Here is a 9,382-nt window from a genome sequence, read left to right as displayed (position 1 = left end):
GGGGCGTAGACCGTGCGGATGGCGGCCGTGGGCCACACGGGCCGAGCGGTCTCGCCGAGCCGGATCAGGCGCCCGTCCTCGAACGCCTCTGCGATGTCAGGGCGGGCGCCGACCAGGGCGAGCTGCCAGGGATGGGAGGGCAGCAGCCGGTAGCCGCGCGGGGCGGTGCCGAGCGCGTCCAGTGCCGTCGTGTCGCCCTCCTGGACGACCGTGTCCTCGCGTACGCCCAAAAGGGTGAGCGGAAAGCGGCCGTACGCCTCGGGGGCGTACGGCAGCCAGCTGCCGGCGGGTCCGCCGCCCCGCGCCTTCGGGGCGGGGTGGTGGGGATGCCCGGTGACCAGGGACTGTTCGGAGCGTACGTACGGGTCGTCCGGGGCCGTGAGACGGGCGCGTGCGGCCAGGATCGCGGCCACCGCGTCCCGGCTGTCCAGCATCTCGCCGGGGAGTTCCGGGTTGGACAGGCCGGTGGCGCGGCGCAGCTCGTCGGCGGTGAGTTTGACCAGCTCGGCGTGGGTGAGCGGGTGCCAGGAGCCACCCGTGTACAGCTCGGGGTCGCGCGGGCGGCGTGTGCCGCGCACGCGCAGCAGCCGGCCGCCGGCCCGCAGGCGGTGGACGCCCAGCTCGCCGGTGGGCTCGGCCGCCTCCCGGAGCAGGCAGTTCAGCAGCGGCGCCGCCGCGTGGGCGTCGGCGCGCGCGGGGACGTCGTCCCTGGGGTGCATGGGGTCCACGCGATCCATTCGTTCCGTACGGTGCACTGGCGATCAGTATGTCTGTCGTGGACCCGTGCCACGACGCATCGCCCCGTCCCCGAGGAGCTCCGACCGTGCCCCCTTCCTCCCCAGCCGAGGTTCCCGCCGAGGCCGCGCTCGCCGCCGAGCTGGACGCCGTGCGGCCCGATCTGTCGGCCTCCTACGCGGCGGCGCTCCCCGGCGCCCGGGCCGCCGTCCTCACGCGTCTGTGGCGGGCGCTGGCCCATGAGCCGCTGCCGTGGATCGCGCGCCGGGAGCGGACGGGCGACGGGCTCACCCTGTGCCTGGGCGACGGGCGGCGGCTGCACGGCCCACCCGCGGACCCATACGCGACCGCCGCGTACGTCACCGAGGTACGGCTCGACGGACGGGCCCACGACCACGCGGCGGCGCTGGTCACGGCACTCGGCGTGCCGCACGGGGACTCCTTCGCCGCCGAACTCGGCCACAGCACCGCCTCGCTGGCGCTGTCGCGGGCCGGCCAGCCACGCGAGGCGCCCGTACCCGTGACCAGCTGGGCATGGGAGCAGCGGGTGGTCGACGGGCACCCCTATCACCCGAACTGCCGTTCGCGCCCCGGCTTCTCGGCGGCCGAGCAGCTGGCGTACGGGCCCGAGCACCGGCCGCTGGTACGACTCGGGCTCGTCCCCGTGGGTGACGCCCTCGTACGGGGCGAGTGGCCCGCGTGGCTGCGGGACGGCGAGCGTGCGCTGATCCCGGTCCACCCCTGGCAGACGGCGCACGTGCTCGGTGTGGCGGCCGGGGACGGTCCGGTCGCTCGTCCGCTGATGTCCCTGCGGACCCTGGCGCTGCCCGACGGCGGTCCGCATGTGAAGACCGCGGTCAGCGCGCGGCTGACGTCCTCCGTGCGGGACATCTCGGTCTCCTCGATCGAGACGGCCCTGGCGGTGTCCGGCTTCCTGGAGTCGACGGCCGCGCGCACGGACGGTCTGCTGCACGTCACCCGCACCCTGGGCGCGGCCGGCGCCCACTCCCCCGATCTCGCCGCCGTGCTGCGGGAGCCGCCGGAGACGTACGCGGACAGGGCCGCCGGCGAGCGGGTCGTCCCGGTGGCCGCCCTGCCGCTCACCGGGCTGCCCTCGTCCCCCGTCTGGCTCGCCGGGTTCACGCGGCTCGCCCTCACCGTCGGCCTGCGGATGCTCGACCTGGGGGTGGCCCTGGAGGCGCACGGACAGAACCTGCTGGTGGTGCTGTCGCCCACGGGTGAGCCGGTGCGGCTGGTCTACCGGGACCTGGCCGACATCAGGGTGAGCCCGGCGCGGCTTGCCCGGCACGGCGTCAAGGCCCCCGAGGTGGCCGACCGGATCGTCACGGACGACGAGAGGACGCTGCGCCGCAAGCTGTTCGGCTCGCTCGTGGCGGGCGCGCTGGCCTCCACGGCGGGTTCGGCGCCCGCACTGAGGGCCGCGCTGGAGGCCGTCGTACGGGATCTGCCGGACACCCCCGATCTGGCGGTGCTGCGCGAAGAGCCGCTGCCCACCAAGGCGTTGACGCTGATGCGACTTTCCCCCGAACGGCCCGGGGATCTGTGGACACGGCTCCCGAACCCGCTCTCCACACAGCTCGGTCCGCTCGACCCTTGATCGTTTTGAAGCGCGGCCCCATTGATCAATAAGATCCGCCGATGATCACAAGACAACGGCTGGCGGCGGGAGTCTGCGCCCTGCTCGCCGCCCTGGCGGCCGGGATCGCGGTCCCGGCCGATGCCGTCGCCGACGAGACGACAGCCCAGGACGCGCCCAAGGTCGACCTCGTCCTCGACGTCAGCGGTTCCATGCGGGCGCGGGACATCGACGGCGGTTCGCGGATGGCCGCGGCGAAGCAGGCCTTCAACGAGGTCCTGGACGCGACGCCGGAGGAGGTGCAGCTCGGCATCCGGACGCTGGGCGCCGACTACCCGGGCAACGACCGCAAGACGGGCTGCAGGGACACCCGCCAGCTCTACCCGGTCGGCCCGCTGAACCGGACCGAGGCCAAGACCGCCGTGGCGACGCTGCAGCCCACCGGCTGGACGCCGATCGGCCCCGCCCTTCTGAAGGCGGCAAACGACCTGGACGGCGGCAACGGCTCCAAGCGCATCGTCCTCATCAGCGACGGAGAGGACACCTGCGCCCCGCTGGACCCGTGCGAGGTGGCCCGGGAGATCGCCGCCAAGGGCATCGGGCTGACCATCGACACCCTGGGGCTCGTGCCGGACGCCAAGCTGAACAAGCAGCTCAGCTGTATCGCCGAGGCGACCGGCGGAACGTACACGTCGGTGCAGCACAAGGAGCAACTGTCCGACAAGGTCAACCAGTTGGTGGACCGCACGGCGGACCGCACGGTCACCCCGGTCGCCGTGGACGGTACCGGTCAGTGTGCGACGGCGCCCTCGCTGAAGTCCGGCCTCTACACCGACCGTGAGGAGTTCGGGCAGCACCGCTTCTACCGCGTGGACGTGAAGCCGGGCCAGGAACTGCGCGCCTCCGTCAGCGTGTCCGACGACCGGCAGGTCGACCCCGACTACAGCGTGACGCTGCGGGCCCTCACGGTGCACGGGCGGGAGATCGTGCGCGGCGAGGCAACCGGGGCGGGACGCACGGACGCGCTCTCGACGGGTCTGCGTTATCCGAAGGCCGAGAGCGACGACGAGGACGCGCCCGCCGAGACGGTGTGCCTCCAGGTGGCCAACTCCTTCTCCCCGGCGGCCGGTGTGAAGACCACGCCCGGGCTGCCGCTTGAGCTCACGGTCGACGTGGTCGACGGCCCCGGCACATCGAGCGACGTGGCCGCCTTCGGCCTGGGGCGCGGCTGGTGGCTGCTCGGCGCCCTCGTCCTGACCGGCTTCCTGGCGGGTCTGCTGTGGGGCTGGCTGTCGCGCTGGCGGATCGCCGTCTGGAGGACCAACTGATGCGTATCGCACGAGTGCTGACCGTGGCGGCCCTGCTGCTGGGCGCCGCCGCCTCCCCGGCCGTGGCCGACTCCTCGCCCTCCGCGAGCCCGTCCGGCGACAGCGCCGCACCCACCTCGGCCGGCACGTCCTTCCGTACGGCCACGGAGATCCAGCAGGGGCAGCAGGCCACGGCGAGCGCCTCCACGGGCGACTACCTGTACTGGCAGTTCCCGGCGGAGGAGCAGCAGCGGCCCACCGTGCGGGCGACCGTCAAGCTGCCGTCGTCACCGAGGAGTTCGGCGCAGACGTGGCAGCTCGACGTGTACGACGGGTTGCGGCGCCGCCAGGCGTGCCAGTACGGGGCGCAGACGCGGACCGCCGCCCAGGACGCGTCGTCGGTGAACCTGTCCTGCACGCTGCGCACGGTTCGCGCCTGGGCGGAGCCGTGGGCCGACGACCCGCTGCCGGGCACGTACTACATACGGCTCACCGTGGTGGGGGTCGGCGCCGCCGACCTCGGGCAGCCGGTGAACGCCGAGGTCCGGGTGGATTCCAAGGACGTCGGCGGCTCGGCGGCGGTGGACGGTTCGCTGGCCGAGCCGCTGGTCCCGGGGATAGCGACGAGGTCCGAGAAGTCGGACTCGGACACGGACACGGCGGCGCTCTCGAAGCTGCGGCCCGACGCCTCCGGCTGGTGGTCCGACCGCTGGGTGTGGACCGGGGTCGGCGGCATCCTGGCCGCACTGGCCGGCATCGGCGGCTACGCGCTGACCCGCGGCTCGGGCCGCCCGTCCCGGGTTCCGCCGGGCGCCTGAGAAGGGGCCCCGTCACCGCCCCCCGTCAGGGCGAAGGCCCGCCGCGTCCCCTCCCGCGGCGGGCCCCGCTCTTGTCACCCCCGCCGCATCGTCGTCAGCCCCCGCGCAACGCCTTGGCGAGGGTGCCCTCCCCCCACACCTCCGCGCGCCCTTCAGCGACCGCCTGGTGGAGCGTCAGATACCCCTCGCCGAGAAGGGTGCAGGTCTCCGCGTCGAGGACCAGCCGGGCACCGGGCTCCTCCGGAGCGGCCCCTTCGCCGTAGACCGGCCCGTCCTCCGCCCCCAGCCACAGATGGAACTCCCCCTCCTCCAGGCGGACTTCCACCAGCCCTTCCCCGCCCCCTCGCTCTCCAGCAGGCGCAGCAGCGGCAGCGCGAACCAGTGGGCGCGCACCGCGTCCGTCGGCCGGCGCTCCCCGAGCGCCGGGGCGCCCCAGGTGCCGAGCGCCTGCAGCACGGGCAGCAACTCGCGTCCGCGAGGCGTCAGTTCGTAGACGTAGGCCGCCCCGGGCGGTGGCAGCCGGCGCCGTGTGGTCAGCCCGTCGCGCTCCATGTCCCTCAGTCGGGAGGCCAGCACGTCCGTGCTCACGCCCGGCAGGTCCGCGTGCAGATCGGTGTAGCGGCGGGGACCGGCGAGCAGCTCGCGGACGATCAGGAGGGTCCAGCGGTCGCCGACGACGTCGAGCGCGCGGGCCGTGGAGCAGTACTGGTCGTAGCTTCGGCGAGGTGACATGCGACGCAGTCTAGACGTGTTGTTGGACTTTCCAAGCTGTCACTTGGTAAAACCAAGCAACACAAGTCACCGGAGGGGAAGCGGCCATGGAGTTCCGGCAGTCGAGCAAGCTCAGCGAGGTCTGTTACGAGATCCGCGGCCCGGTGATCGAGCACGCCGACGCGCTGGAGGCGGCGGGACACAGCGTGCTGCGCCTGAACACCGGCAACCCCGCGCTGTTCGGTTTCGAGGCGCCGGAGGAGATCCTCCAGGACATGATCCGCATGCTGCCCCAGGCGCACGGCTACACGGACTCGCGCGGCATCCTCTCCGCGCGCCGCGCGGTGGCCCAGCGCTACCAGGAGCGGGGCCTGGAGGTCGGTGTCGACGACGTGTTCCTCGGCAACGGCGTCTCCGAGCTGGTCTCGATGGCCGTACAGGCGCTGGTGGAGGACGGCGACGAAATCCTCATCCCCGCCCCCGACTTCCCGCTCTGGACGGCCGTGACCACCCTGGCCGGCGGCAAAGCGGTCCATTACCTGTGCGACGAGCAGTCCGACTGGTACCCGGACCTGGACGACATGGCGTCGAAGATCACGGACCGCACCAAGGCCGTGGTCATCATCAACCCCAACAACCCGACGGGCGCGGTCTACCCGGAGGAGATCCTGCGGGGCATCCTCGACCTGGCCCGCCGCCACGGCCTGATGGTCTTCGCGGACGAGATCTACGACCAGATCCTCTACGACGACGCGGTCCACCACTCGACCGCCGCGCTCGCCCCCGACCTGGTGGTCCTCACCTTCTGCGGCCTGTCGAAGACCTACCGCGTGGCGGGCTTCCGCTCCGGCTGGCTGGTCGTGACGGGGCCCAGGCAGCACGCCAAGGACTACCTGGAGGGCCTGACGATGCTCGCCTCCATGCGCCTGTGCGCCAACGCACCCGCCCAGTACGCCATCCAGGCGGCGCTCGGCGGCCGCCAGTCCATCGACGAGCTGACCGCCCCGGGCGGCCGCCTGCACGAACAGCGGGACCGCGCCTGGGAGAAGCTGAACGAGATCCCCGGCGTCACATGCGTCAAGCCGAAGGGCGCGCTGTACGCGTTCCCGCGCCTGGACCCCAAGGTGCACAGGATCCACGACGACGAGAAGTTCGTCCTGGACCTGCTGTTGCGGGAGAAGATCCAGGTGGTCCAGGGCACGGGCTTCAACTGGCCGACGCCGGACCACTTCCGCATCCTGACCCTGCCGCACGCCGATGTCCTGGACACGGCGATCAGCAGGATCGGACGGTTCCTCAGCGGCTACCGGCAGTAGCGCGACCGGCGCTCCCGGCAGGGAGCCCCGGCTCTCGTGCCGGACGATCGTCAGCCACGGACGGTGACCTCGCTCGGGCCGTTGAACGGGGCGAGCGAGGTCACCGTCTGCGGCGTCCGCAGCCCGTCGTTCTCCGCGAACAGCGCCCGCACCGCGGTGAAGGACACGTCCTCGGCCGTCACCTGTGCGGCTGCGTCGTACAGCTCGCGGGCCCCGACACCCCAGACGTCCCAGAGGAGCATCTCGAACCTTGTTGAGCGCCGCCAGGTCGAGCCGGATGTCGCCCGCCACTCCCAGGTGGTTGTCCAGGAATCGGAACTGCCGCGCCCCGCGCCCGGTTGCTCGACGGACGCGGGGCATCGGTCCCGGTTTCGTCGGCGTGTCAGCTGCCCAGGGACTGGCGCAGGGCGGTGGTGGCCTTCGCGACGGCGGACTTGGCGGCCTCCGTGTTCGCGAGGCCGTTGAGCATCACGAAGTCGTGGATCATCCGCGGGTAGTGGGTGGCGGTGACGGGGACACCCGCGGCGCTCAGTTTGGCGGCGTACTGGCGGCCCTCGTCGGACAGCACGTCGCTGTCGGTGATGACCAGTGCCTTCGGCAGGCCCCTCAGTTCGGTGGTGGCGGCGCGCAGCGGGGAGGCCGTGGGCCGGCTGCGGACCGAGGTGTCCGGGGCGTACTGGTCCCAGAACCACTTCATGCCCGCCGCGGTCAGCCAGCACCCGGTGGCGAAGCGCCGGTAGGACGCGGTGGTGAAGTCGGCGTTGGTGACCGGGTAGAACAGCACCTGCTGGGCCAGCTTGGGGCCGCCGTGCTGCTTGGCCATCAGGGTGACGGCGGCGGCCATGTTGCCCCCGACGCTGTCGCCGGCCACGGCGAGCCGGGAGCCGTCGACGTTGATGTCGTTGCCGTGCTGGGCGACCCACTGGGTGGCCGCATAGGCCTGCTCGTTCGCGACGGAGTACTTGGCCTCCGGTGACCGGGCGTAGTCGACGAAGACCACCGCCGCCTTGGCACCGTTGGCGATCTGCCGTACCAGCCGGTCATGGGTGGAGAAGTCACCGAGTACCCAGCCACCGCCGTGGAAGTACATGACGGCCGGCAGCCTGCCCGTCATTCCGTGCGGCCGCACGATGTGCACGGAGACGGAACCGGTGGGGCCGCCGGGGATGGTCCGCGTGGTGATGTCGGCGGGCAGCTTGGACACCGGGTAGGCGGCCTGGAGGTTCAGGAGCGACTGACGGGCGGCGGCGGGCGTCTGGTTCTGGATCGGCGGGCCGTCCGCCGCGGCGAGCTTGTCGAGAAACGCCTGGGCGCCGGGTTCGAGGGTCGCCCGGGGGTCGCCGCAGGGCGCCTTGGGGGTGGCGGCGGCGGCCGGGGTGGCCAGGGCCGGGACGACCGCGAGAACTGCGGTGGTGAGCAGCGCCGTGAGACCGGACAGGGGCTTCAACGGGGACCGGGAGCGTCGGATGGCGCTCATGGGCGTCCTCCTTCCGAGGGTCACTTCGTCAGCGAGCCTTGCCGCGCTCCCCGCTGTTCGTCCCGCCGGGGTGCGCCGGTGGGGTGGAGTCGTACGGCCGCACGGGTGACCCTCCGCGCGGTGCGGTTTGCGGGCGGAGCGAGGGCGTCGGGCGGGGACGGCTTCGGTGAAGGTGCGGGAATGCCCCAGCTGTCAGAGCCGGTTGGTATCTTCCGTGACCGATCAACGAGAGCCGATCACCGACTTGGGGGGACGGATGTCACAGGACGTGCACGGAACGGTGGCCGAGGGGTTCGAGGGCGTGCGGGAGGAGTTCGCCGCCTTCCTCGCCGAGGAGACGTACGCACCGGGTGCCCAGCTCGCCGCCTACGTGAACGGGCGCCAGGTGGTGGATCTGTGGGCCGGGGAGGGCGTGGAGGGAAGCTCCCTGACCACCCTGTTCTCGATCTCCAAGGGGGCCGCGCACCTGGTCGTCGCGTTGCTGGTGCAGGACGGAGTGCTCGACCTCGACCGCACGGTGGCCTCTTACTGGCCCGAGTTCGCGGCCGAGGGCAAGGACCGGCTGACGCTGCGGGAGCTGCTGGAGCACAAGGCCGGTGTCGTCGGCGTGGACGGCGGCTTCAGCGCCGAGGAGCTTGCCGACGACCGCCTCATCGCCACGCGCCTTGCGGGCCAGAAGCCCCTGTGGGAGCCGGGGACCGCTTACGGCTACCACGGCTGGGTCATCGGGGCGCTGACCGGCGAGGTGGTGCGCCGGGTCACCGGCAGGTCGATCCACGAGCTGTACGAGGAGCGTGTGCGGGCCCCCTACGGCCTCGACTTCCACCTCGGTCTGCCCGAGGAACTGGAACCGCGGTGGCGCGAGGTGCAGCCGCTGGTGCCCACGCCGGCGCAGGCCGAGGCGCTGGCGGCGCGCGCGGCGGAGCCGGACAGCATCCGGGGCGTCGCCTTCAACCTGAACGCGCCCGAACCGGTCGACATGGTGGCCTTCGCCAACACCCGGCTCGTGCGCGCGCTCGGCCCCACCTCCTCCGGCGGGGTGGGCAACGCCCGCGGGGTGGCCGGGATGTACGCCGCCGCGATCAGCACGCTGGACGGCAGGCCGCCCCTGCTCGCGCCCGGGACCGTGGCCGAGTTCGCCGGGCTGCGCACGCCGGGCACGGATCTGGCCACCGGGCAGACCGACCACTTCGGCCTCGGCTTCGAGTACCTCGCCGGGCGCTACCCGTTCCTCGGGCCCGACGCGTTCGGGCACAGCGGCGCGACCGGCTCGCTCGGCTTCGCCGACCCGGCGAGCGGGGTGGCCTACGCGTACACGCGCCGCCGGTTCGCCTTCCCCTCGGGCGAGGGCGCCTCCCCGGAGAACGGCCGTCTGGCCGAGTCCGTGCTGCGCGCCGCCGCGACCGTGTGACACGGTTCCG

Annotated in this window: 8 protein-coding genes and 1 pseudogene; 5 read left to right on the top strand and 4 right to left on the bottom strand. The window is 72.8% G+C overall.

Features of this window, described 5'->3' with window-relative positions:
- Nucleotides 1–737 (bottom strand): IucA/IucC family protein (locus C3488_RS23625; protein ID WP_181139163.1); only part of this gene is annotated, 737 nt, incomplete at its 3' end.
- Nucleotides 738–766: 29 nt separating this feature from the next.
- On the opposite strand from C3488_RS23625, the gene C3488_RS23620 reads away from it, so the two are divergent.
- From C3488_RS23620 to C3488_RS23610, 3 genes are read left to right on the top strand one after another with little or no spacing between them, the layout of a single operon-like run.
- A complete protein-coding gene (locus C3488_RS23620; RefSeq protein ID WP_103842499.1) occupies nucleotides 767–2,353 on the top strand; it encodes an IucA/IucC family protein in 1,587 nt (528 codons plus the stop codon).
- Nucleotides 2,354–2,394: 41 nt separating this feature from the next.
- Nucleotides 2,395–3,660: a VWA domain-containing protein gene (locus C3488_RS23615; RefSeq protein WP_103842496.1), complete on the top strand. Its 1,266-nt coding sequence runs from the start codon at nucleotides 2,395–2,397 to the stop codon at nucleotides 3,658–3,660.
- A complete protein-coding gene (locus tag C3488_RS23610; protein WP_103842495.1) occupies nucleotides 3,660–4,457 on the top strand; it encodes a hypothetical protein in 798 nt (265 codons plus the stop codon). Before C3488_RS23615 ends, C3488_RS23610 begins: the two co-directional genes overlap by 1 nt.
- Before the next feature lie 94 nt (nucleotides 4,458–4,551).
- Here the strand turns inward: C3488_RS23610 and C3488_RS23605 are convergent.
- Nucleotides 4,552–5,189 (bottom strand): annotated as a pseudogene (locus C3488_RS23605) (winged helix-turn-helix transcriptional regulator).
- A gap of 86 nt (nucleotides 5,190–5,275) precedes the next feature.
- On the opposite strand from C3488_RS23605, the gene C3488_RS23600 reads away from it, so the two are divergent.
- Nucleotides 5,276–6,484: a pyridoxal phosphate-dependent aminotransferase gene (locus tag C3488_RS23600; RefSeq protein WP_103842493.1), complete on the top strand. Its 1,209-nt coding sequence runs from the start codon at nucleotides 5,276–5,278 to the stop codon at nucleotides 6,482–6,484.
- A gap of 50 nt (nucleotides 6,485–6,534) precedes the next feature.
- Here the strand turns inward: C3488_RS23600 and C3488_RS23595 are convergent, their stop codons facing one another.
- Together C3488_RS23595 and C3488_RS23590 are read right to left on the bottom strand one after the other, a co-directional pair.
- Nucleotides 6,535–6,726: a hypothetical protein gene (locus C3488_RS23595; protein ID WP_181139162.1), complete on the bottom strand. Its 192-nt coding sequence runs from the start codon at nucleotides 6,724–6,726 to the stop codon at nucleotides 6,535–6,537.
- Between the two features lie 140 nt (nucleotides 6,727–6,866).
- Entirely contained in the window at nucleotides 6,867–7,961 is a 1,095-nt protein-coding gene (locus tag C3488_RS23590; RefSeq protein ID WP_103842491.1) for an alpha/beta hydrolase, read from the bottom strand.
- 256 nt (nucleotides 7,962–8,217) lie between these two features.
- Here C3488_RS23590 and C3488_RS23585 point away from each other — a divergent pair, with 256 nt between their 5' ends.
- The gene (locus C3488_RS23585) at nucleotides 8,218–9,372 is read left to right on the top strand and encodes a serine hydrolase domain-containing protein (protein ID WP_103842489.1); all 1,155 of its coding nucleotides are present in this window, start codon (nucleotides 8,218–8,220) and stop codon (nucleotides 9,370–9,372) included.
- Nucleotides 9,373–9,382 lie beyond the last annotated feature (10 nt).

Source organism: Streptomyces sp. Ru72 (assembly GCF_002920635.1).
Classification (GTDB): Bacteria; Actinomycetota; Actinomycetes; order Streptomycetales; family Streptomycetaceae; genus Streptomyces.
The sequence above is the reverse complement of the archived record's forward strand: the minus strand, read 5'-3'. Positions and strand labels throughout refer to the sequence as shown.